22 protein-coding genes and 1 pseudogene are annotated in these 22,120 nt (G+C 41.7%); 13 read left to right on the top strand and 10 right to left on the bottom strand.

Features of this window, described 5'->3' with window-relative positions; all coding sequences use genetic code 11:
* The first annotated feature begins 45 nt into the window (after positions 1–45).
* From galE to ACQ86K_RS25745, 4 genes and pseudogenes are all read left to right on the top strand, one after another.
* Complete coding sequence (gene galE, locus ACQ86K_RS25760; RefSeq protein ID WP_091165775.1) at positions 46–1,068, top strand: UDP-glucose 4-epimerase GalE; 1,023 nt, start codon at positions 46–48, stop codon at positions 1,066–1,068.
* 15 nt (positions 1,069–1,083) lie between these two features.
* The gene (rfbB, locus tag ACQ86K_RS25755; protein WP_091165779.1) at positions 1,084–2,136 is read left to right on the top strand and encodes a dTDP-glucose 4,6-dehydratase; all 1,053 of its coding nucleotides are present in this window, start codon (positions 1,084–1,086) and stop codon (positions 2,134–2,136) included.
* A 2-nt stretch (positions 2,137–2,138) separates the two neighbouring features.
* Positions 2,139–2,878, top strand: a pseudogene (locus tag ACQ86K_RS25750) (tyrosine-protein phosphatase).
* Between the two features lie 460 nt (positions 2,879–3,338).
* Entirely contained in the window at positions 3,339–3,740 is a 402-nt protein-coding gene (locus ACQ86K_RS25745; RefSeq protein WP_091165788.1) for a hypothetical protein, read from the top strand.
* 142 nt (positions 3,741–3,882) lie between these two features.
* On the opposite strand, the gene ACQ86K_RS25740 is transcribed toward ACQ86K_RS25745, so the two are convergent.
* On the bottom strand, positions 3,883–5,121 hold the full coding sequence (locus ACQ86K_RS25740; RefSeq protein ID WP_091165792.1) for an ABC transporter permease: 1,239 nt from the start codon (positions 5,119–5,121) through the stop codon (positions 3,883–3,885).
* 185 nt (positions 5,122–5,306) lie between these two features.
* On the opposite strand from ACQ86K_RS25740, the gene ACQ86K_RS25735 reads away from it, so the two are divergent.
* Positions 5,307–6,113 (top strand): redoxin domain-containing protein, encoded by an 807-nt coding sequence (locus ACQ86K_RS25735; protein ID WP_091165795.1) that lies wholly within the window; start codon positions 5,307–5,309, stop codon positions 6,111–6,113.
* 162 nt (positions 6,114–6,275) lie between these two features.
* Here ACQ86K_RS25735 and ACQ86K_RS25730 read toward each other — a convergent pair whose 3' ends face one another.
* On the bottom strand, positions 6,276–6,623 hold the full coding sequence (locus tag ACQ86K_RS25730) for a HesB/IscA family protein (protein ID WP_091165800.1): 348 nt from the start codon (positions 6,621–6,623) through the stop codon (positions 6,276–6,278).
* 92 nt (positions 6,624–6,715) lie between these two features.
* Between ACQ86K_RS25730 and ACQ86K_RS25725 the strand changes: the two genes are divergently transcribed.
* From ACQ86K_RS25725 to ACQ86K_RS25705, 5 genes are all read left to right on the top strand, one after another.
* A complete protein-coding gene (locus tag ACQ86K_RS25725; RefSeq protein WP_091165804.1) occupies positions 6,716–7,246 on the top strand; it encodes a hypothetical protein in 531 nt (176 codons plus the stop codon).
* A 4-nt stretch (positions 7,247–7,250) separates the two neighbouring features.
* On the top strand, positions 7,251–8,801 hold the full coding sequence (locus ACQ86K_RS25720; RefSeq protein ID WP_091165807.1) for a methylmalonyl-CoA mutase family protein: 1,551 nt from the start codon (positions 7,251–7,253) through the stop codon (positions 8,799–8,801).
* Positions 8,802–9,234: 433 nt separating this feature from the next.
* Positions 9,235–10,659 carry a chromosomal replication initiator protein DnaA gene (gene dnaA, locus ACQ86K_RS25715; protein ID WP_090528828.1) on the top strand — a complete coding sequence of 475 codons (1,425 nt, stop codon included), beginning with the start codon at positions 9,235–9,237 and terminating at the stop codon, positions 10,657–10,659.
* Between the two features lie 111 nt (positions 10,660–10,770).
* Positions 10,771–13,173 (top strand): DUF6263 family protein, encoded by a 2,403-nt coding sequence (locus ACQ86K_RS25710; protein WP_143020730.1) that lies wholly within the window; start codon positions 10,771–10,773, stop codon positions 13,171–13,173.
* A 38-nt stretch (positions 13,174–13,211) separates the two neighbouring features.
* A complete protein-coding gene (locus ACQ86K_RS25705; RefSeq protein WP_091165812.1) occupies positions 13,212–13,667 on the top strand; it encodes a nuclear transport factor 2 family protein in 456 nt (151 codons plus the stop codon).
* Between the two features lie 4 nt (positions 13,668–13,671).
* Here the strand turns inward: ACQ86K_RS25705 and ACQ86K_RS25700 are convergent, their stop codons facing one another.
* The 7 genes from ACQ86K_RS25700 to ACQ86K_RS25670 form a co-directional block, all read right to left on the bottom strand.
* A complete protein-coding gene (locus ACQ86K_RS25700; protein ID WP_091165815.1) occupies positions 13,672–14,223 on the bottom strand; it encodes an NUDIX hydrolase in 552 nt (183 codons plus the stop codon).
* A complete protein-coding gene (locus tag ACQ86K_RS25695; RefSeq protein WP_091165818.1) occupies positions 14,216–14,620 on the bottom strand; it encodes a hypothetical protein in 405 nt (134 codons plus the stop codon). The genes ACQ86K_RS25700 and ACQ86K_RS25695 overlap by 8 nt, the downstream gene beginning before the upstream one ends.
* Positions 14,621–14,648: 28 nt before the next feature.
* Positions 14,649–14,777: a hypothetical protein gene (locus tag ACQ86K_RS25690; RefSeq protein ID WP_431199041.1), complete on the bottom strand. Its 129-nt coding sequence runs from the start codon at positions 14,775–14,777 to the stop codon at positions 14,649–14,651.
* Position 14,778: 1 nt separating this feature from the next.
* A complete protein-coding gene (locus tag ACQ86K_RS25685) occupies positions 14,779–15,429 on the bottom strand; it encodes a TPM domain-containing protein (protein ID WP_431199040.1) in 651 nt (216 codons plus the stop codon).
* Positions 15,430–15,440: 11 nt separating this feature from the next.
* Positions 15,441–15,875: a TPM domain-containing protein gene (locus ACQ86K_RS25680; RefSeq protein WP_090528810.1), complete on the bottom strand. Its 435-nt coding sequence runs from the start codon at positions 15,873–15,875 to the stop codon at positions 15,441–15,443.
* Positions 15,876–15,994: 119 nt separating this feature from the next.
* Positions 15,995–16,576 (bottom strand): LemA family protein, encoded by a 582-nt coding sequence (locus ACQ86K_RS25675; protein ID WP_090528807.1) that lies wholly within the window; start codon positions 16,574–16,576, stop codon positions 15,995–15,997.
* A gap of 265 nt (positions 16,577–16,841) precedes the next feature.
* A complete protein-coding gene (locus tag ACQ86K_RS25670; protein ID WP_431199039.1) occupies positions 16,842–17,435 on the bottom strand; it encodes an RNA polymerase sigma factor in 594 nt (197 codons plus the stop codon).
* 249 nt (positions 17,436–17,684) lie between these two features.
* Here ACQ86K_RS25670 and ACQ86K_RS25665 point away from each other — a divergent pair, with 249 nt between their 5' ends.
* The 3 genes from ACQ86K_RS25665 to ACQ86K_RS25655 are packed head-to-tail and all read left to right on the top strand — an operon-like array spanning position 17,685 to position 20,066.
* Entirely contained in the window at positions 17,685–19,235 is a 1,551-nt protein-coding gene (locus ACQ86K_RS25665) for an NAD(P)/FAD-dependent oxidoreductase (RefSeq protein ID WP_431199038.1), read from the top strand.
* The gene (locus ACQ86K_RS25660; protein WP_091165832.1) at positions 19,232–19,708 is read left to right on the top strand and encodes a DinB family protein; all 477 of its coding nucleotides are present in this window, start codon (positions 19,232–19,234) and stop codon (positions 19,706–19,708) included. The genes ACQ86K_RS25665 and ACQ86K_RS25660 overlap by 4 nt, the downstream gene beginning before the upstream one ends.
* Positions 19,701–20,066, top strand: a complete 366-nt coding sequence (locus tag ACQ86K_RS25655) for a CoA-binding protein (protein WP_091165836.1) — start codon at positions 19,701–19,703, stop codon at positions 20,064–20,066. The genes ACQ86K_RS25660 and ACQ86K_RS25655 overlap by 8 nt, the downstream gene beginning before the upstream one ends.
* Positions 20,067–20,171: 105 nt before the next feature.
* Here the strand turns inward: ACQ86K_RS25655 and ACQ86K_RS25650 are convergent, their stop codons facing one another.
* Positions 20,172–22,052, bottom strand: a complete 1,881-nt coding sequence (locus tag ACQ86K_RS25650; protein WP_431199037.1) for an ABC transporter ATP-binding protein — start codon at positions 22,050–22,052, stop codon at positions 20,172–20,174.
* Between the last annotated feature and the right edge of the window lie 68 nt (positions 22,053–22,120).

Raw genomic sequence — 22,120 nt, 5'->3', positions numbered from 1 at the left:
TCTGCTTACTTTGCCGAACATTCAAACATACTCTCTATTTAAACCATGAAAATATTAGTAACAGGCGGTTTGGGTTTTATTGGTTCGCACACCGTTGTTGAGCTGGTTAACGCGGGGTATGACCCCATTATCGTTGACGACCTGTCGAACTCGGACCCCAAAATATTAGATCAGCTTACAAAGATCTTAGGCTTTACCCCGGTATTTCATAAGCTTGATCTTTGCGATGAAGCCGCCGTTAGATCACTTGCACTTGCCGAACCCGAAATAGGTGGTATCATCCACTTCGCAGCCTTTAAAGCGGTGGGCGAATCGGTAAAAAAACCAATGAAATATTACCGGAATAATTTTTATTCTCTTATCAATCTGCTCGAAGCTTATTACGGTAAGGCTATCAATTTTGTATTTTCATCAAGCTGCACAGTTTACGGACAGCCCGAAAAATTACCCGTTACTGAGAATGCTCCGGTACAACCTGCGCAATCGCCATATGGTAATACCAAGCAAATAGCCGAAGAAATTTTGGTTGATATGGTAAATTCCGGCAGCGATTATAAAGTGATTTCGTTGCGTTATTTTAACCCCGTAGGTGCCCATGAGTCTGCTTTGATCGGGGAGTTGCCAATAGGTGTACCACAAAACCTGGTGCCTTTTATTACACAAACTGCCATAGGCAAACGCGAAAAAATAACCGTTTTTGGTAATGATTATAACACGCCTGATGGTAGCTGCATCCGCGATTATATTCACGTAGTTGATTTGGCGAAAGCCCATGTAGCCGCGTTAAGGCTTGCCGAAAAAGACGAATTTAAAGGTTATGATGTGTTTAACCTGGGCACAGGCAATGGCACATCAGTATTGGAAGTAATTCATGCTTTTGAAAGCACTACTGGCGAAAAACTGAACTATGAAATTGGCCCGCGCCGTGAAGGTGATGTGGAGCAGGTTTGGGGCGATGTTACCAAATCATCAACCAAGCTTGGCTGGACAGCTAAACTTGGTATTGGCGAAATGATGTCATCAGCCTGGGAGTGGGAAAAATATATTGCTCAAAATCCATTCAATTAATATCAACAGCAAGGAATGAAAAAGATCATTATAACAGGGGGCGCTGGTTTTATTGGTTCGCATGTGGTGCGCAGGTTTGTGAAAAATTATCCTGATTACATCATTGTTAATTTAGATAAGCTTACTTATGCGGGTAACCTGGCCAATTTAAAGGATATTGAAAATGAACCTAATTATAAGTTCGTAAAGGGAGATATTGTTGATATTGCTTTTATTAATGAACTTTTTGCGGCTGAAAATCCAGATGCGGTGATCCATCTTGCTGCCGAGTCGCACGTAGACCGGTCGATCACTAACCCCCTTGATTTTGTGATGACCAATGTGGTAGGCACCGTAAATTTATTGAATAGCGCCCGTGAGCACTGGAAAGGCAAATATGATAAAACCCGTTTTTATCATGTTTCTACCGATGAGGTATACGGTACCCTTGGCGATGAGGGGATGTTTACTGAAGAAACTGCCTATGATCCACATTCACCATATTCGGCTTCAAAGGCGGGTTCTGATCATTTTGTGCGGGCCTACCAGGATACTTATGGTATGGATACCGTAATATCAAATTGCTCAAACAATTATGGATCATTCCATTTTCCGGAAAAACTTATTCCGCTGGCAATTAATAATATCAAGCAAAGTAAACCTGTACCGGTATATGGTAAGGGCGAAAATATCCGCGATTGGCTTTGGGTTGAAGACCATGCGCGGGCAATTGATGTAATATTTCATAATGCCAAATCGGGCTCAACCTATAATATAGGCGGGCATAATGAATGGAAAAATATTGACCTGATCAAATTGCTTTGCAGTATATTGGATAAAAAATTAGGCAGAGCTGAGGGAGAATCGGCTAAGTTGATCACTTTTGTGACAGACAGGGCCGGGCATGACCTGAGATATGCTATCGATGCAACCAAATTAAAAAATGATTTGGGTTGGGTGCCGGGCATAACTTTTGAAGAAGGTTTGGAAAAAACAGTTGATTGGTACCTGGCTAATGAAGATTGGCTTAATGATGTAACGTCGGGACATTACCAGCAATATTACAGCAGTCAGTATAACGATAGATAAAAATGTTCGGGCTTTTTAAGAGGAAGAAGGCAGTAAGGGAATCAAAGTTCAATTATGAGGGAATCATGGTTGATATGCACTCGCATGTGTTACCGGGAATTGACGATGGCGCTAAAACGCCTGAAGACTCGGTAGAATTGATAAAAAAGATGATGGAATTGGGGATAAAAAAGTTATCGCTACGCCACACATCATGATAGATTTTTATCGCAACACCCCCGAAACCATAGGAAACGCGCTTGCTATATTAAAAGCCGAACTGGTTAAGCAGGGAATTGATATACCGGTTGAAGCCGCTGCCGAACACTATTTTGATGAAACGTTTGAAGCTCGTGTAGAGGATGGCCCGATCATGACCATGGGCGATAATCACGTATTATTTGAATTTTCATTTATAAATCAACCGCCAAATACTTACAGTGTAATTCAAAAGCTTCATGATAAAGGGTATAAACCTATTTTGGCCCACCCCGAGCGCTATCAATACCTTGATTTAGAGAAATTGAAAAATTTGCACAGTTGGGGTGTCGACTTTCAGCTTAACACCATATCTCTTACCGGGTATTACGGCAAGGAGATAAAGAAGATGGCCGAAGACCTGATTGATAATAGTTTGATAGATTTTATTTCAAGTGATATGCACCACTTAAGGCACGCCGCAGCATTTGGCGATGCACTAAGAACAACCTATATCGAAAAATTGCTTATCGACTATCCGCTTAAGAATAAGATGTTGTTTTAGCAAAAGCAGTATTGCAAAAATGATATAGCCTAAAAAATCGTTGTTGTGGTACGAAGCAATAACGATTTTTTTATTTGTTTTAAATGCTAACGTCCCATCAGGGTCTCTCGCAGAGGACCCTGATGTATACGCCATACAAGATTCGCTGTTCTGAATATGCTATTAGGTATTTATAGAAAACATAGTGATGTTGTTAAAAAAACATCCCGAAGAAGGTAAGTTTGATGTACCTTCTTCATTTATAAATATTAATATAGTTTATAGTTGGAGTTTGGCGATAGCGTAACTTCGCGCTGAATGAAGGAAATATCCTGTTTACGAGTTATTTCAAAACCTTTAGGGGGAAAAGGTAGGGTGTTGTTTTTATTAACATTTTTTATTTTTGTAAAATAATAAGTTGGTATTTTTGCTTGTATTTTATATATAATAAATATAACTTTATATCAAAAGCTATATTATTATGAAAAATAGACAACTCTTTAAAGTGGTGTTAATTGTTTTATTGGCAATTGGCAGTCAAGTATTATTCGGGTTTTCACCCGCTAAGTCAAAAAATGCCTATAAGTTAAAATCAGTTCACATTACCAGGCTAAATGCCAGGTTGGTGCAATATGATTTTTATTTTAGCAACGGCAATAATAGTGTTACATTAAGCGGGCGCGGGCAAACGAATAGCGGTAACATTAACGCATTTTTGGTTGAGTATTTTGGGACTAGCCCTGATAACGCGGTAGGTGCCGGTACAGCAAGTGGTACTTACTCTATCGATGCAAACGGGAATTGTACAATAAACGTAACCTATACCGCATATGGCCACGCCCAGGAATGGTATAGTGGAGTGGCAAATTATTCCGTCGTTTAAATTATATACGTTTTCTATAAGGAGGTCATCTAAAAGTTTAAGGGTGACCTCTTTCTTTTAAATTGCACTTTGCTGTTTCTGTAGGGTTCTGGTAATAATTTTTGTAAATGTAATCGTTGCGTTTTTTAGTTCGGTATTGTTGCTATTCGTACCTCAAAGCTTCAACCGGATCCAGTTTTGCTGCTTTTTTTGCCGGGTAGTAACCCGATATCAAACCAATAAACGTACACAACACCACTGCAAAGAACAGCCATCCCCATGGCACTACAAATGCGCCGCTTATTTGTACGGCAATTAGGTTTCCGGCAGCCATGCCCAGTATCATACCTGCTGCACCGCCTATAAGGCAGATCACTATGGCCTCTATTAAAAATTGTTTACGAATGATTGCCGGGGTTGCTCCTATAGCTTTTCGCACACCAATTTCGCGGGTGCGTTCTGTTACTGATACCAGCATGATATTCATAAGCCCTATGGCGGCACCGATTAGCGTGATAATACCTACAGCAAAACCGGCGGCTGTAATACCTGCAAGTTGACCTGAAAGCTCTTTTTGAATGGAATCGCTTCGGCTTATTTCAAAGTTATCCTGGTTAATTACGTTAAGCCCTCTTACGTTTCTGAATAAGGAAGTGGCTTCACCTATGGTAGCATCAAGGGCACCGGGAGTGGCTACTTTAATGGTTACTGTGAACGAAGCATTTTTGGTACTGTCTATCTGTTTGGCTTTCAATACCGGGATCACGCAAAATTTATCGCCTCCGAATGAACTTGAGCCTTTTGATGCAAATACACCAACTATCCTGAACCTATCGGTACCAAGATATATCGATTTATTTATCGGGTCTTCGGTTTTAAACAGTTTCTTTTTAATCTCGTCGCCAATAATGACCACGTTCGATCCATGTTCCAGTTCAGAAGCTGAAAAATTACGCCCGAAAGCCAGCTTTTTACCCGCTGTAACCAGGTAATTTTCGTTTGAGCCGGAGATAGATATGTTTGGATTGGTTTTTTGATTGCCGTATTTGGCTACTGCGGTACCATTTACCTCTAAATTAATGGCTATAGCTACCGGCAATTTAAAAGTATTTTTAAAGCGTACAGCTTGGTCATAAGTAATGGCCGGATACACTTTACGATGCCCGCCGTTGCCGAAGTTCAACCCCTCGCCACGGTTTTGCAGGGTGAATGTGTTGGCGCCAAGATCGGCAAAAGCATCATTAGTGAACTGCCTGATGCCTTCAATGGCCGTTAAAATACCCACCAACGCCATGATACCAATAGCTATGATGAGCGCGGTTAATGAGGTGCGCAGCCTGTTGCCGGCTATAGACTGTAATGCAATGGAAATGTTTTCTTTGTAAGAGGTTTTTACCGGCATGGTATAAATATAAAAAACTTGCTGGTATGACTATGCACTCCGCCTATTTGTTACAGTTGCTGATCAATAAACTTTTTGATGGATAGTATAGCCTGGCGTCAATGATATTGCCTGTTTGTTGCAATTTTAATCCCTATATATTAAATATCTTCAGGTATATTTATGAAATATAAACTAAACTTGCCATGAAGCAAATTTTCCTCTTGTTTTTATTTATTGTATTGAGTGTTGGTGCGTGGCCTCAGGACAGCCTGTTGCATAAAGTTGTTAAGCATTCCTTTAATATTGACGAACATTCGGTAGTAAAAGATTCGACCGGAAAGCAACTTACTTACAAGGAATGGGGCGATCTGGTGCGTACCAGGCAGTTTGTTTTATGGCCCGAGAATATAGAAGATCCTAAAACTGCCTTTATTGTTAAGAAGAAGGGCACCAAAGAAGTGCGGTACATAAAGTCTGAAACTGAGCAAACGACAGGAACACGAGAGAGTATGCCGAAACAGCTATCGCCCGAAGAAGCCAAAGAGCAGTACATGGCTTCTCTCCCCAAACCCTACGAATCGACCTATTTTAACACCGGTGAGATAATGGAACCGTTTAGTACACATGATATTAACGGTAATAAAATCAAACTAAAAGATTTACGCGGCAAAGTCGTTGTCTTGAATTTTTGGTTTATAGGCTGCCCGGCCTGTATGCAGGAGATTCCGGAGTTAAACAAGCTGGTTGATGATTATAAGGGTAACTCAAACGTGATTTTTTTGGCAATAGCACTGGATTATCGCTACGATCTGAAGAAATTTCTGAAGCAAACGGAGTTTAAGTATGATATTATCGATGATGGCCGGAATATAGCCGCCAGGTATAAAATAGGCCTTTATCCAACCAGTGTTATATTAAATAAGGAGGGAAAAGTTACCTTTCATACTGTAGGATTTGCAGTAAACTCCCCGTATTGGATGAGAAAGACGATTAACGAGGGATTAAAATGAGGCAATTGTTTCAATGTGGGGGCGCATAATTGTGTCTCCCGTAAGACAAGCCGCATGCCCAATTGCGTAAATTGCACGCGGTAGAGACGCAATTATGCGTCTTACAAAAAAAGCGGCATCAGGATGATCGTGATACCGCTTTATAATATTTTAAAGAAAATTTTAAACCGAGAAAGAAGAACCACAGCCGCAGGTGCTGGCAGCATTAGGATTGTTGAAAGTAAAACCACGGGCATTTAATCCGTCCTGGTAATCGATTTGCATACCGGCCAGGTATAAACCGTGCGCTTTGTGCATGAAAACTTTAATACCATCAATAATATATTCCTGGTCGCCGTCTTTTTTCATGTCGAAGCCTAAAATATAGTTCATGCCCGAACATCCACCACCCTCAACACCAACACGTAAACCAAATTCGTCGTGTATTTCTTGCTGGTCTTTTAATTTATAAAGTTCTTTTACTGCGCCCGGTGTAAAAGAAACCGGAGCAGCTTCAACAGCTATACTCATCTTTATTTTTATTTATTCCACACAAATATAACGTAAAATGCAGATTTTTGTTAGTGTCATAATTTTATGACCCCTGTATAACATTTATAAACATGCCCACTCTACCTTTTTTGTTTGATATTTTAAAATATACTATTTCGGGCTTAGGCGTTGTGTATATCGCTTTTTACCTGTTTAAACCATACCTTGATAAATCAGAAAGTATCCAGCTATTGGAATTAAAACGTACTATCAGTAATCAAACACTGCCCTTGCGCCTGCAGGCTTACGAAAGGGTTGTACTTTTCATTGAAAGGGTTAATCCTGCAAGTTTACTTATCCGCCTTAACGGATCGGCCGATACCGCCGCCGAATTGCAGGCTATTATTGTTAACGAGGTGCGCAACGAGTTTCAGCATAACATTACGCAGCAAATTTATGTAAGCGCCCGGGTTTGGAACGTGGTAAAAAGGGTAAAGGACGATACCATTAATATGATCAATAATGCTGTAAAGGCTTTACCTCCTGATACTTCAGCACTTGAGTTAAGTAAGGTTATCCTGGTACATTTAAGTAAGCTTGAAGATAACCCTTATGATGTGGCGCTTGGGCTCATCAGGCAGGACATGGAAGAATTACACTAAGCTTATGGCCAGGGATAAAAAAATTACCACTACATCGGGTATCGAAATTAAGGAGGTTTATACCGAACCTTCAAATATGAATGAATTGCCCGGTGAGTTCCCTTTTACCCGCGGCATCCAAAAAGATATGTACCGGGGCAAACCCTGGACCATGCGTCAATACGCCGGTTTTTCAACCGCCGAAGAATCAAACAAGCGCTACCACTATTTATTAAGCCAGGGAACAAACGGACTTTCGGTAGCCTTCGATCTCCCAACACAAATAGGCTATGACTCCGACCACCCCCTTGCCGAGGGTGAGGTAGGCAAGGTAGGCGTAGCCATTGATTCGTTAAAAGATATGGAGGTTTTATTTGAGGGTATTGAACTTAAGAATATCACCACCTCCATGACCATCAACGCAACCGCTCCTATTTTGCTGGCCATGTACATTGCCCTGGCAAAAAAACAGGGCGCTGATCTGAAACAGATTTCGGGTACTATCCAAAACGATATATTAAAAGAGTATGCTGCCCGTGGTACCTATATATATCCCCCTGCGCCATCCATGCGGCTCATTACCGATGTATTTGAATACTGCAGTAAAGAGGTGCCCAAATGGAATACTATCTCCATATCAGGTTATCACATCCGCGAAGCAGGCTCAACCGCCGTGCAGGAGCTTGCATTTACATTGGCCAATGGCAAAGCTTATTTAAAGGCCGCGTTGGATAAAAGGCTTGATATTAATGTGTTTGCCAAGCGGCTTTCCTTCTTTTTTAACTGTCATAGTAATTTTTTTGAGGAAATAGCCAAGTTCCGGGCTGCAAGGCGCATGTGGGCGCATATTACTAAACAATTGGGAGCTACCGATGCCGGCGCTCAAAAACTTCGCTTTCATACGCAAACAGGCGGCTCTACTTTAACCGCTCAACAGCCGCTCAATAATATTATAAGGGTAAGCAACCAGGCAATGGCTGCCGTGCTGGGGGGTACACAATCATTGCATACCAACGGGTATGATGAAGCCTTGTCGTTACCAACAGAAGCCGCAGCCAAAATAGCCTTGCGCACCCAGCAGGTTATCGCGTTTGAAAGCGGTGTTACCGATACGGTTGATCCGCTTGCCGGTTCATACTTTATCGAAGCTTTGACAGATGAGATAGAAGCAGCAGCCCAATTATATATAAATAAGATAGATGCTATGGGTGGCGCGGTAAAAGCCATAGAGCAGGATTATATCCAGCAGGAAATAGCAGCCTCTGCTTATCAGTACCAACAGGAGATTGAAACCGGCGAAAAAGTGATTGTAGGTGTTAACAGGTTTACCCAGCAGGAGGAAGCTCCCGTTAACGTGTTTAGGGTGGATGATGCGATCAGAAAAATGCAATCGGAAAAAATTGCAGAGCTAAAAAAGGCGCGTAATAGTGAAGAAGTTGAGAAAAGTTTACATCTTTTGAGAATGGCTGCTGCCAGTGCTGAAAACTTAATGCCGTTTATAGTAACTTCGGTAGAGAGCTATGCAACCCTGGGAGAGATTGCCGACGTATTGCGCGGCGTTTTTGGGGAATATTAGGATCGGGGTGCGGCTTTTAGGTATGTGTTTATTGCGTGCCGCAAATCAAAAAAAGTTAATTTTTAATTTTATAAAACACTAAACCAGCGCATTATTTTTTAGTTTATAATAATAGCTGAAACGGCTCAACAATTACCCCTGTTTTGACGTATAATTAAGGGTTGTAACCGGCGGTTTTATTATTCTTTTTTTTGAAATTCCAAAAAAGAAAAAAACAATTGAGAAATATTTGGATTGTGATTTTTATACCAAAAATTATGTTATCCATACAAAAATTTCATTAAAAAATCGAATTTGTTAGTAAAAAGCCAAATGTTAAAAAAGTGAAAATTTAATTTTTTTATAAGCTTTTTTTGGCAATATTCGATGTTCCGTAGCAAGGCCAAAAGTTGTTTCGCTGGGGGTTGGAAATCAATATTTTACTTTTATTTATATGGAAAAAACTTGTACGAACGTTTGGAATAGCTGCCTTCAGATCATCAAAGACAACATACCGGCCCAGAGTTTTAAAACCTGGTTTGAGCCGATTAAAGCTTTGAGAATGGAGGGAAGCGTATTAACCATACAAGTACCAAGTTTATTCTTTTACGAGTGGCTTGAAGAGCACTATGTAGGGTTACTGCGCAAGACAATCAAAAAACAATTGGGCGACGAAGGACGTTTAGAGTATAATATAGTTGTTGAGCAATCATCAAGTAAACCATACACAACTAACATGCCTTCAAACGGAAATGGCGCTGATTCAAAACATCAGAGTATGCCGATACCTATTTCAATTAACAAGGATATTAAAAACCCCTTTGTTATACCCGGGCTCAAGAAGTTGAACGTAGATCCTCAGCTTAACCGTAACTACACCTTCGAAAACTTTGTTGAAGGTGATTGCAACCGTTTGGCCCGCTCTGCCGGTTATGCCGTTGCCGCTAAACCCGGAGGTACTTCATTTAACCCTTTAATGATTTATGGTGGTGTAGGTTTGGGTAAAACGCACCTGGCACAAGCTATTGGTAACGAAATTAAGCGCACCCTGCCCGATAAACTGGTACTGTATGTATCATGCGAAAAATTTACGCAGCAATTTGTTGATGCTTTAAAGCACAATAATATTAATGATTTTGTGAACTTTTACCAGGCCATTGACGTGCTGATCATGGACGATGTGCACAACTTTGCCGGTAAGGAAAAGACACAGGATTTCTTCTTCCATATATTTAACCACCTGCACCAATCGGGCAAACAACTAATCATTACATCAGATAAAGCGCCTAAGGATCTGGCCGGTTTGGAAGAACGCCTGCTTTCGAGGTTTAAATGGGGCTTATCTGCCGATTTGCAGATCCCTGACCTGGAAACCCGTATGGCTATCCTGAAGAATAAAATTTACCAGGATGGCATCGATCTGTCAAACGATGTGATCGAATACGTTGCTCATAACATTGATAATAACGTACGGGAGCTGGAAGGCGCCATGGTATCGTTACTGGCCCAGTCAACCCTTAATCGTAAGGAGATTGACCTGAACCTGGCTAAACAAATGTTGAAAAACTTTGTGAAGAACTCATCTAAAGAAATTTCGATGGAGTATATCCAAAGTTTAGTGTGCGAGTACTTTGAAGTACCTATTGAAATGGTAAAATCTCAAACCCGCAAACGTGAAATTGTACAAGCCCGTCAAATATCGATGTACCTGGCTAAGGCACATACCAAAAGTTCATTGAAATCAATCGGTCATTTTTTTGGTGGCCGTGACCACTCAACCGTGATCTATGCCTGCCAAACTGTGGAGGATTTGATTGACACGGACAAGAAATTTAAAGGGTACGTAGCAGATATTCAGAAGAAACTAAAAATGAGCTAATAATTGCTCGCTAATACAACAAAAAGGCCGGTTATTTTTAACCGGCCTTTTTTGTTTTTATGTTTTTTAAATGTAGTTTTAACGGTTGTAAACCTTATCATAAAACTGCATATGAAAAAACACACCCTCCTGCTGTTTTTGTTTTTTTTCCATTTTTCAAATATTTATGGTCAATCCGTTACCCTTGAAAAAGGCAAGCAATTTGAGGTTGATGTGCATACAGAAACGAGGTCGCCCGATATGGCGGACTATTCCACTTTAACCTTTGCCTTTAAGGTAGAGGGTAAAGACGGGCCTAATACTGTACTTGAGTGCAGGATTGTAAAAGTGGTTATGAGTAGCCTCTATGCTAAATATCCAGGTTCCAATAGTATATTAAATACCGATAGCATCCATACACTTAAATTAAACTCGTCCTGGCTGCTTTTACATCTGGCGTTGATGCATCAGCCGTTAACTGTAACAATGAGCCCGCGCGGGCAATTGCTGAGTATTACCGGTGTTGATAAAGCTTTGCAGGCTGCCATTGACAAATGGGGCCTCAGCGATGCAATGGCTTCACAGCTAAAGGCTAATGGTAAAAGCTTTCCTGAAACCAGTATAACCGGCATATTTACTCAATTGCCGCCACAAACCATCAGTTACAAAAGCGAGTGGACAAGCGATAACTTAAATTATAAGGTTACTGCTATTAATGGTGCTTTGCTTTATATTACTTCAACAAGTATTAAAACAGGAAATGGCCAGGGCATGAGCGGCTCGGGTATTTTTAACCAGGTAACGGGGCTCATGGAGCAGTGGCAATATGCAACAGAAACCAAGTTTGAACAGGAAGAAGAAGGGAGAAAAATAATGGTGCCGCAGTATGCCTACAAGCAAAGCCTGCGGTATGGTGAAAGGCATTATACGCAGGATACTGCCTGGATTAGCATGGCCATAAAAACAAGTCGTTCATTTAGTGATGCTCTTAAAACCAATACGATGTTCGATTCGGTAAAGGTGCATCGCTATTTCAGGGATAACGATGCTAAATTTGGTAATGATCCTTATTATGTAGTAACCAGATTAAATTTAATGCAAGAAATAGCCGGTTCCAGTAATTATGATGCTTACTCCAAAATGCTCAGAAATACACCCACAAGGTTTTTGAAAGACGAGGAAGGGCACTTGTTCAATAAATTTGTTGAGGTGAGTAATACCTCTGCCGACTCGGCCTATGTGATCAGTAAATACCTTTATAAAACCAGATTGTTTGATCAACTCATTCAGGAATCATATGCACAAAGTTTTTTAAGTTCAGATATAGCCAGTCTTATGCAGGACGAAGGCTTTAAGAGGTATGTGGCTTTACAAAAACTAAGTGACGCAGATGTAAAGAAAGTGCTTGCCGAGCAAAGCGAGCAACGGCGCAATTCTGTGCAAAAGGCAAATGAGCTGCTACTTTTACTGCATCAGGATAAAGATGTGTTGATTCAACAAAAAATAAACCCGCTTTATTTGTGGGTAAACGCAAAAAAACATGAACAAGAGCCCAACTTGTTAAACAAAACAGCCAAAGCTTTTATGCATATGGACGATGCCAGTATGAAAGCTGGAAATGGTAGCAGATATGCCTTATTGACGTATAAGCTGCTTTTAGGCGCTCACGCAACTGCCAAGGCAAATGCACTTTTGTTAAAAACGATTGAAAACCTGGAGCGATACAGCGCAGATACGCTTAATGCTAACCACTATGCCGATCAAAATATGCTGGCTTATGCCTGGTATCTGAAATATCAGGCCGAAAAACCTGCCGATTCGGTTAAGGCGCTGCAATACCTCTCAAAAGCGGCCAGGTGTTCACCCGCTACTACCAAGGAAAAGGCTCATGCCAGTTATTACGACCGGGTTTTCCTGCATTCAAAGGAGAGTTATAGGGAAGAGTTCATTGAACGGCTTTTTAATAGTGGGGATGATACACAAGCGCTTAAGGTATTTGTTGATCACGTTAACGCCGGATTGGATAATATTGACGAATTACAAAAATTGTATGAGTCGCATTTTACAAATAAAAGTTTTAAGGATTTTTTTGTTTCGGATGTGATAAGTACCTGGAAAACCGCACCGCCATTTACCCTTAAGGCACTTGATGGCAAGGAATATTCATTGGCCGCGTTCAGGAATAGTTGGTTGGTACTTGAATTTTGGGGAACCTGGTGCGGCCCATGTCGCGCTGAGATGCCCCAAATTAATGCTTTTAACAAGGAGCTGAGTGAAGGCAAACATAGCGGTATCAATTTTTTAAGTATTGCCTGCCGGGATAACGAGCAGGAGGTAAAACTATATATTACCGCTAATAAGTTTGAGATACCTGCGGCTATGGCGAATGATACTATTGAAAAGCAATATAGCGTTTCAAGCTATCCTTCTAAGATTATTATATCGCCCGAGGGTAAAATGCTGACCCTGAAGTTTGGTGGCGACTGGACGGGGATCATTAAAAAGCTTAATCAGATGTATCCGGCAAATAACTAAAATTGTTATGGAGAAAGGTAAATGAGGTATATTTAGTTATGAAAAAACTTATCCTCGCAGTATTTATTTTATTGTCGTTCCAATCCTTCGCCCAGCAAACGGAGCAGGATGCTATTAAGCAAACCATCAATACTATGTTTAACGCCATGCGTAAGGGCGATAGCACGATGCTTAGATCCACCTTTGCTAAAGGAATCGCTTTTCATAGCGTAGCCAACAAAAAGGATGGAACCGTAACTTTGGAAATTGAAAACCCTGACGATTTTATCAAACTTATTGGCACGCCACATAAGGGTGTTTATGATGAACGTATAACTTTTGCCGATATTAAAATTGACGGTCCGCTGGCCAGCGTTTGGGCTCCATACAAGTTTTACTTAGATGATAAATACAGCCATTGTGGAGTGGATGTTTTTCAATTGATGAAAACCGCAGATGGCTGGAAAATCATTTACATAGTTGATACAAGGCGGAAGGGCAATTGCCCGGAGTGATATTCTACATCACACCCAACTTCATCATTCCATAAAACAAACCGGCGCAATGCATAGCTTGTTTTATCTCGTTATTGAGCAGTAGTTGTTTTACTTCTTCAATGGTGTATTCTTCAACAATCAGTTCCTCCAGTTCATCGAGGTGTTGGCCCTGCACCTTTTTGCCACCTTTAGTAAAATAGGTAAATGTTTGATTGTTAGCAGTGGATGGGTTACCATATACAGTGCAAATCAGTTCAAATTCGTCAAACTGGTAGCCGGTTTCTTCCAGCAATTCCCGGCGTATTGCGTGTACAGGTTCTTCGCCTGCATCAATCACACCGCCCGGAATTTCGAGCGAGATAACACCTGCGGCATGACGGTATTGTTTCACCATCAATACTTTATTGTCTTCGGTTATGGCTACTGCGTTAACCCAGTTTGAATATTCAAGTACATAGTAATCTTCAACTATTTTGCCATTTGGCATTTCGCATTTATCAATGCGGAGGGTGGCCCAGGGGCCTTTGTGGATGTATGATGATGAAAGTAGTTTCCAGGTGAGATCTTTACTCATAGTTATTTTGCAGAAATTGATAGATAGCGTTACGCTTGTTTATGTTTTCGAATGATGCTCGATTGTGATTCTTCTCCAGTCGGTTAAATATAGAAATGATCTTTTGTAAGGCGGCCAAGGTTTCGTCATTAGCTGCAAAAGGTTCATAATACATATATAACAACTGAGCTAAAGCATCCAGCTTTTCGGGCGAATAGTTTCTCTCGTTGAGTAAAATGTCAAAATCTTCGATGCTTAGTTCAAGCAGATCGTTCAATTTTAGATCATACTCGTCCTGAAGCATTTGATCAGCATGTTGAATAAATGCTTCAGGATTTGCAGCGTTTTTGAAACCTGCCAGCTTTGATATCGAATATACGATCTTTTCAATCTCGCGTAAGATGAAGTCTTTTTGCATTGGTTAAGATGTGTTATACCGTGAACGACTACCAGCTGCCGCTTGAGCCGCCGCCGCCGCCGCTTCCGCCGCCAAAACCACCAAAGCCACCGCCTCCGCCACCGCCGGAAAAACCTCCCCAGTCGCCACCGCCGCTCCGGCCTCCGCCGCCAAGCATGTTACCTGCCAGGAACCACCAGAATGGGCTTGCACCCCCTGCGACCAATGATTTGCCTGCCGCCTCCGCCGCCGCGATTGCGGAATACCAGGATCAGGATAACTACGACTATGACAATGACTATAAAACCAGCCGGGCCGCCGTTGCTTTGCTTTTGTTTTTTTGCCGCCTTATACTCGCCTTTCATTGCTTTGATAATGCTGTTGGTACCAGCATCAAGTCCGCCATAATAGTCGCCTTGTTTAAAGTGCGGTTTAAGGTCATTTTGGATAATATCCTGAGTAACGATATCGGGCAAGGCGCCCTCGGCGCCGTAGCCGGTTTGAATACTCATTTTACGGTCGCCAATAGCAACCAATACCAATACGCCATTATTTTTGTCTTTTTGCCCTATACCCCATTTCCGTAACAGTTGAACGCCATAGTCATTAATATCATAACTCCCTGTCGATTTCAGGATCACCACTGCAATTTGCGTTGAAGTGGAATCATTGAAGGCTACCAACTTAGTTTCCAGTCGCTGTTTATCAGCCGGGTTTAGAGTGTTGGTATAATCTGTTACGAGAGTATTGGAGCGTTCCGGAAAGTCCTGAGCAATTGCGGCAATAACGCAAAGTGTAAATCCGAAAAACAGTATAAACTTTTTGAGCATGTTTTTAATTTTTAATCGCCATCCATAAAGGCTATATCATCCGGAAGTTCGTTTTGATCGCCATCTTGATGAGGGAAATATTTTTGGAGCTGTTCCCCGGCAATTTTAAGGCCTGTAACAATTCCTTCAACAATATCGCCATATTTAAAATGCTGCAGCATATCATCGCGGGTGGTATCCCAAAAATCGGGGGGGACAACCTGGTTAATACCGGCATCGCCTATGATGGCAAATTTGCGGTCGACGGTGGCCACATATACAAGCACCCCATGCCTGAGCTTGGTTTTATGCATATTGAGCTGTTGGAAATATTTTGCAGCACGGTCAAGAACATTTTCACTGCACCGCTTTTCGATGCACACCCTGATTTCGCCCGATGAGCGGTGCTCGGCATCTTCAATAGCTTTGCGGATGCGCTGCTGTTCCTCTTCGTTAAATACAGCCATATATTTTAATTATTGATTTTGTGAATTGTTGAATTGTGGAGTTATTGCATCTGTGGGCTTGTTTAACTGTTGAAGTACAAGTCGTAATTCAATAACTCAATAATTCAGTAATTCAATAATTAATTAAACTCTACTTTAGGGGCTTTGTCGGCACCAGGCTCGGCAGTGAAATAGCCTTTTTCAGAAAAACCGAACATTTTGGCAGTTATATTGGCTGGAAACGAACGGATTTTGCTGTTATATTCCTGAACGGCATCATTAAAATCTTTGCGCGATACATTGATCCTGTTTTCGGTGCCTTCCAGTTGAATTTGCAAGTCGTGGAAGTTGGAATTCGATTTCAGGTCGGGGTAGTTTTCAGTAATTGAAAGCAATTTACCAAGGGCCGCGCTTAGCTCACCTTGTGATGCCTGGAAAGCTTTTATTGATTCGGGTGTAAGCTTGTTGGGGTCAACTTGCACCGATGTTGCCTTTGAACGTGCCTCAACCACAGCTGTAAGGGTGCTTTTTTCAAAATTTGCTGCGCCTTTTACGGTATTAACTAAATTGGGGATCAAGTCGCTACGGCGCTGGTAATCGCTTTGCACGGCACCCCATTTAGCTTTAACAGTTTCATCTAATTTAACCATACTGTTATAGCTGCATGAACTTAAGGACATAGCTGCAGCTATGATTAATATAACCGAGAATAACTTTTTCATTTGTTTTTCGTGTGTTTTTGTGATGTTTTGGGTTAGAGTGCAAATCACGTACCGTTGTTACAAAGGGCATGAGTTGCTGACAAGGTGTCAAGTTACGGCTTTTTGGTAAATTATAGAAGGATGTGAGACGTAAGATGTGCGATATGAGAAATAATTAATGGATTTGAGATATGAGACGTGAGTTATGAGAATGTTCTGTTCTTTTACCCTATAAAAGCAGAAAGCCCCATCAGGGGCTGCGTCATTGTAAATGATTTGTATAAGGTTAATAGCGGGACCGGCTTATCCTGCCAGGCAATGTTCTTCGCGCATGGTTAGTTTCGCTACCATATCTTTTAAAAGCGTACGGGCACGGTGCAGTGTAGTGCGTGATAAAAGTTCGCTCATGCCCAGCGACGAGACCTATTTCCTGGTGCGAGTAACCTTCAATGGCGTACATGTTAAAAACAGAGCGGTATGTTTTTGGTAATTTTTGTACCAGTTTCATCAGGTCTTTAGCTTCAAGTCCATTATCATTAAATGAGCTGCTGATAGGTATAGCGGCGGCTTCCTCTGCTGCAAAATCATCAACCAAAACTATTGGCTTTAACTTGCGATAACGTGATATGGCGCAATGTACCATGATGCGGCGGATCCATCCTTCCAAACTGCCTTCGCCACGGTAGTTTTTCATATTGCGGAACATTTTTATAAAACCTTCCTGTAATATATCCTGTGCCTCGTCTTTATCGGTTGCATAACGCATGCAAACAGCAAGCATACGTGGTGCTAATAACCTGTATAATTGTTCCTGGCTCTTCCTGTCGTTAGTCATGCAGCCATTCCATATAGTGTGTAAGCGTTCGTCGGCGGTAGTCATTGTTCTATTATTTAAATACATGAGGTGCATGCCAATCTAAGTGCCATTTTGTAATTTATTGATTTTCAGTATTTTATTTTTTGTTGGCTTTTAAAACTGTTCGATAGCGTACGGTCAATGTGCAAAGCCGAACGGTTTTGAGGATTTTGAACCTTCTCCCGATACTTTTAAAAGTCTCCCCCTTTGAGGAGAGATTTAACCGGGGATTCTTAACTTTGCACCATCCGGGATAAAAACCCGGCATCAGTCATGACAAAAGAAACAGAGATAGTTTGTCCTCCCGGGCAACAGGAAGATGAAGCAGTTTTAAAGCAACTGGCGTCAGCAGCGCTGAAAATTCCCCTGAAAAATATTTCGGCGTTAAAAATCTTAAAGCGTTCTATTGACGCGCGCGGCCGCCGTGTGGTTTACCGCATGCAGGTGAGGGTTTTTATAGAAGAGGTCTACCAGCCTGAAATTTTTTCTGTTAATTACCCCAACGTGCAATTTGGCCGACCATTAATCATCGTTGGTGCAGGCCCGGCCGGATTATTTGCTGCCCTGCAATGCATCGAACTGGGTTTAAAACCAATTGTTATTGAACGGGGCAAAGATGTAAAACAACGCCGCCGTGATTTGGCAAATATCAACAAACAAGGCCTCGTTAACCCCGAATCAAATTATTGTTTTGGGGAAGGCGGGGCAGGTACTTATTCGGATGGTAAGCTGTATACCCGCTCAACCAAGCGGGGAGACGTGACCCAGGTGCTTAAAATGTTTGTAGCCCATGGTGCTGCCGAAGATATCTTGATTGACGCCCGTCCGCATATCGGTACCAACAAACTGCCGCAGATTATCACTGCCATGCGCGAAACAGTGCTGAACGCAGGCGGTGAGATCATGTTTGATACCAAAGTAAGTCAACTGTTGGTTGATTTTGGAAAAATTAAAGGCGTCAAAATAGCTGCGGGCGAAAAGATTATGTCAGATGCTGTGATCCTGGCTACAGGCCACTCGGCAAGGGATGTGTTTGAAATGCTGCATAGCCAAAATATCCTGATCGAAGCTAAACCTTTTGCTTTAGGTGTAAGGATAGAGCATCCGCAAGAAATAATTGACCGCGCGCAATATCATTGCGAATTGCGAGGCCCTGATTTGCCGCCATCATATTATAGCCTTGTTGAACAGGTTGACGACCGCGGTGTGTTTTCTTTTTGTATGTGCCCGGGCGGCATCATAGCCCCGTGCTCAACAGAAGCAGGGGAGATTGTGGTAAACGGCTGGAGCCCTTCAAAGCGAAATAACCCATTTGCCAATTCGGGTACGGTAGTTCAGATTAACCTGGAGGACGTTGCCGGCGATGATAGCGATCCTTTTAAGATGCTCAACTTTCAGAAACAGGTTGAACATGCTGCTTTTGTAGCCGGTGGCGGTAATCTGGTAGCGCCCGGACAACGGATGGTTGACTTTGTGCAGAACCGTTTATCAAACGATTTACCCGTTAATTCATACTTGCCCGGTACTAAAAGCGTTGAACTTAAAGAATTGTTACCGGGGTGGATCAATGAGCGCTTGCGCAAAGCGCTACCGGTATTCGGTAAAAAAATGAAAGGCTATTATACCAACGACGCCATTTTGGTTGGCGTTGAATCGCGTACATCATCGCCTGTTAAAATTCCGCGCGACAGGGAGACCTTACAGCATCCACAGGTTAGGGGTTTATTTCCCTGCGGAGAGGGGGCGGGCTATGCGGGTGGTATAATTTCTGCTGCTATTGATGGAATTAACTGTGCAACTGCTGCTTTAAAAATATTATCATGACCACATCTCAAAAATTATTTAACCAGCTTCAAAGCGTTTTGTCGGGCGAACCATGGTATGGCCCCTCAGTTTATTCCATTGTTGATAATATCAGTTTTGAAGCTGCCTATGAAAAGCCCGCTGGCTCAATACATAATATTGCCGCTATTATTTTGCACATGACCGGATGGACTGAAGAAGTAATGGACCGCATGAATGGCATGGACGCACAGTTGCCGGTTCGTGGTGACTGGCCTGAACCCGGCCTGCCCGACGAACAAAAGTGGAAATGGATTGTTGAAGATATAAAGCTGGTGAATGTAAACCTGGCAGGCTTTATCCAAAACTTCCCGGAAGAAAAATGGAACGAGCCTGTTACCAAAAAGGGCGGAGAAGCCGGAGAAACTTACGAATACCAGGTGACCGGTTTGATACAGCATCATATTTATCATTCCGCGCAAATTGCTTTATTAAACAGGATGATCAATGGCTAATAAAAAAACATTAATATTAGGGGCAACGCCAGATACCAGCAGGTATGCCAATTTTGCGGCTACCCGTTTGGTTGAACGCGGGCATACCATTGTTAATGTCGGCGTAAAAACGGGCGAAGTAGCTGGCGTACCTATTGAAAAACCTGAAACCATACACCGTGATATTGATACCATAACGCTGTATGTTGGCCCACAAAATCAACCTTCGTTGTATGATTATATATTGAACACAAAACCCAAACGGATCATATTTAACCCTGGTACTGAAAACAGCGAACTGAGGCGCAAGGCTAACGAGCAGGGCATCGAAACGGAGTATGCCTGTACGTTAGTAATGTTATCGATAGGACAGTATTAAGCTCGAAGTCTAAGTCGATAGTTCAAAGTCGGATGTCTGTCAGACATGATCAGATTAATACTTTGAACTTGTAGGGCTTAGGACTTATGACTTTGGACTCTCAACTCACTCTCCGCTGTTAAAGGCCTGCATATCTATCAGTTTCCTGTACAAACCATTGTTTTGCAATAATTCCAAATGCGAGCCACGTTCAACAATGCAGCCATTTTCAAGAACGAGAATGATATCTGCATTTTGTATGGTGCTTAAACGGTGGGCTATTATAAGCGATGTCCGGTTCTGCATTAGGTTGTTCAATGCTTCCTGTACCAGTTTTTCGGATTCGGTATCCAATGCAGAGGTAGCTTCGTCTAATAGCATGATTGGCGGGTTGTTGAGCACCGCGCGTGCAATACAGATCCGCTGGCGCTGGCCGCCGGACAATTTTGTGCCGCGGTCGCCGGTATTGGTTTGATAGCCATTTGGCGTTTCCATAATAAAGTTATGGGCATTGGCTATTCGCGCAGCCGCTTCAACCTCTGCCTGCGTTACACCTGTTTTACCAAAAGCGATATTGTTAAAAATGGTATCATTAAATAAAATGGACTCCTGGTTAACTATACCCATTAAAGCTCTTAATGATTCCATGGTAACGGTTTGGATATTTTTACCATCGATAGAGATCGTACCAGATTGAGGCTCACTGAACCGGGGCAGCAGATCCATCAAAGTTGATTTTCCTCCGCCGGATGGCCCGACAAGGGCTACTGTTTTTCCTTTCGGAATTTCGAAGTTAATGTTTTTAAGTACATATTTTTCAGTTTCAATCAATGACTTTCCGGTATCAGCGGATTGCTTAACATCAGGTTTAACTGCATAAGCAAATGATACATTTTCAAATGTAACCTTGTCTTCAAAGCCGGTAAGTTCTGTGGCATCAGGAGCGTTAACAATTAGTGGTTTCTCATCTATTAGCGCCAGTACGCGTTCGCCTGCTGCTATGCCGGAGTGAATGTTACTAAAAGAATCTGAAATTGCTTTAGCCGGACGCATAACTTGCGAAAAAAGGGCAATGTAAACAATAAAATCCGAGGCGGCTAAAGTGCCGGTGCCGCTTATAATTAGCGAGCCACCATATAACACGATGCCGGCAACCATTAAAACGCCTAAGAATTCGGATACAGGCGAGGCCATTTGCTGCCTCTTGGCCATTGATCGGGTAATTCTTGAATATTCCTTGTTTTCGTGATCGAAACGGTCTTTTATAAATGAAGCAGCATTAAATGCTTTTATGATCTTAATACCCGATAATGCTTCATCAAGATTACTGATCATGTTGCTATAGGTTTGTTGTGATTCGGCGGCCTGTTCTTTAAGCCGTTTAACTATCCTTGATATTATAAACGCCGAAACAGGAATTATCAGCATGGAAAACAAGGTTAGTTTAACGGATATTACAAACAGCATTATCAGGTAGGCTATCAATTGAAAAGGTTCTTTGAAAGCAACCTGTAAAGTACCGGTAACCGAAAACTGCACCACCTGCACATCTGCTGAAATTTTTGAAAGGATATCGCCCTTGCGTTCATTACTAAAATAACCAAGGTGCAGGTTCATTACATTGTTAAATACAGTACGGCGAAGGTTAAGCAATGTATAAATACGCAGGTTTTCCATTATGCGCTGCGATAAATACCTGAATAAATTACTAAGTAAAACTGATGTAACGATTGCTATGCAAACAAACTTTAAAGCGCCAAACGGGCCATAATGTTGATTAGCTGTATGAGCGAAAAATTCAAAGTCCTTAATAGGGTCCCACCAGTTTTTGGGTTTAACAATTACGGCATTTGCAGCGTGTTTATCAAAAATTGTAGTAAGTAAGGGTGCAAGCAACGCTATATTGAGCGTATTAAATATTACCGAGAACAACGTGCATATAAAATAAGGGAATGCAAATTTTCCTATAGGACGAGCGAATGACAGAAGCCTGAAATATATCTTCATCAAATTATTTTAAAAGTGCAAAGCTAATAGTAATTAAGTAATTAAAGTGATCAAAAATATAGAAGCTG

Source organism: Mucilaginibacter sp. P19, from assembly GCF_050632265.1.
In the GTDB taxonomy this organism is placed as follows: domain Bacteria; phylum Bacteroidota; class Bacteroidia; order Sphingobacteriales; family Sphingobacteriaceae; genus Mucilaginibacter; species Mucilaginibacter gossypii.
This window is presented reverse-complemented; position numbering and strand designations above follow the sequence as displayed.

What these genes read in the sequence shown, in the direction of transcription:
- ACQ86K_RS25730 (WP_091165800.1), bottom strand. Translation starts at nt 6,623, where the DNA reads ATGAGTATAGCTGTTGAAGCTGCTCCGGTTTCTTTTACACCGGGCGCA.
- ACQ86K_RS25655 (WP_091165836.1), top strand. Translation starts at nt 19,701, where the DNA reads ATGGCTAATAAAAAAACATTAATATTAGGGGCAACGCCAGATACCAGC.
- ACQ86K_RS25675 (WP_090528807.1), bottom strand. Translation starts at nt 16,576, where the DNA reads ATGAAAAAGTTATTCTCGGTTATATTAATCATAGCTGCAGCTATGTCC.
- ACQ86K_RS25665 (WP_431199038.1), top strand. Translation starts at nt 17,685, where the DNA reads ATGACAAAAGAAACAGAGATAGTTTGTCCTCCCGGGCAACAGGAAGAT.
- ACQ86K_RS25685 (WP_431199040.1), bottom strand. Translation starts at nt 15,429, where the DNA reads ATGCTCAAAAAGTTTATACTGTTTTTCGGATTTACACTTTGCGTTATT.
- ACQ86K_RS25660 (WP_091165832.1), top strand. Translation starts at nt 19,232, where the DNA reads ATGACCACATCTCAAAAATTATTTAACCAGCTTCAAAGCGTTTTGTCG.
- dnaA (WP_090528828.1), top strand. Translation starts at nt 9,235, where the DNA reads ATGGAAAAAACTTGTACGAACGTTTGGAATAGCTGCCTTCAGATCATC.
- ACQ86K_RS25710 (WP_143020730.1), top strand. Translation starts at nt 10,771, where the DNA reads ATGAAAAAACACACCCTCCTGCTGTTTTTGTTTTTTTTCCATTTTTCA.
- ACQ86K_RS25650 (WP_431199037.1), bottom strand. Translation starts at nt 22,052, where the DNA reads ATGAAGATATATTTCAGGCTTCTGTCATTCGCTCGTCCTATAGGAAAA.
- ACQ86K_RS25670 (WP_431199039.1), bottom strand. Translation starts at nt 17,435, where the DNA reads ATGACTACCGCCGACGAACGCTTACACACTATATGGAATGGCTGCATG.
- rfbB (WP_091165779.1), top strand. Translation starts at nt 1,084, where the DNA reads ATGAAAAAGATCATTATAACAGGGGGCGCTGGTTTTATTGGTTCGCAT.
- ACQ86K_RS25735 (WP_091165795.1), top strand. Translation starts at nt 5,307, where the DNA reads ATGAAGCAAATTTTCCTCTTGTTTTTATTTATTGTATTGAGTGTTGGT.
- galE (WP_091165775.1), top strand. Translation starts at nt 46, where the DNA reads ATGAAAATATTAGTAACAGGCGGTTTGGGTTTTATTGGTTCGCACACC.
- ACQ86K_RS25695 (WP_091165818.1), bottom strand. Translation starts at nt 14,620, where the DNA reads ATGCAAAAAGACTTCATCTTACGCGAGATTGAAAAGATCGTATATTCG.
- ACQ86K_RS25680 (WP_090528810.1), bottom strand. Translation starts at nt 15,875, where the DNA reads ATGGCTGTATTTAACGAAGAGGAACAGCAGCGCATCCGCAAAGCTATT.
- ACQ86K_RS25690 (WP_431199041.1), bottom strand. Translation starts at nt 14,777, where the DNA reads ATGCTTGGCGGCGGAGGCCGGAGCGGCGGTGGCGACTGGGGAGGTTTT.
- ACQ86K_RS25705 (WP_091165812.1), top strand. Translation starts at nt 13,212, where the DNA reads ATGAAAAAACTTATCCTCGCAGTATTTATTTTATTGTCGTTCCAATCC.
- ACQ86K_RS25725 (WP_091165804.1), top strand. Translation starts at nt 6,716, where the DNA reads ATGCCCACTCTACCTTTTTTGTTTGATATTTTAAAATATACTATTTCG.
- ACQ86K_RS25720 (WP_091165807.1), top strand. Translation starts at nt 7,251, where the DNA reads ATGGCCAGGGATAAAAAAATTACCACTACATCGGGTATCGAAATTAAG.
- ACQ86K_RS25740 (WP_091165792.1), bottom strand. Translation starts at nt 5,121, where the DNA reads ATGCCGGTAAAAACCTCTTACAAAGAAAACATTTCCATTGCATTACAG.
- ACQ86K_RS25700 (WP_091165815.1), bottom strand. Translation starts at nt 14,223, where the DNA reads ATGAGTAAAGATCTCACCTGGAAACTACTTTCATCATCATACATCCAC.
- ACQ86K_RS25745 (WP_091165788.1), top strand. Translation starts at nt 3,339, where the DNA reads ATGAAAAATAGACAACTCTTTAAAGTGGTGTTAATTGTTTTATTGGCA.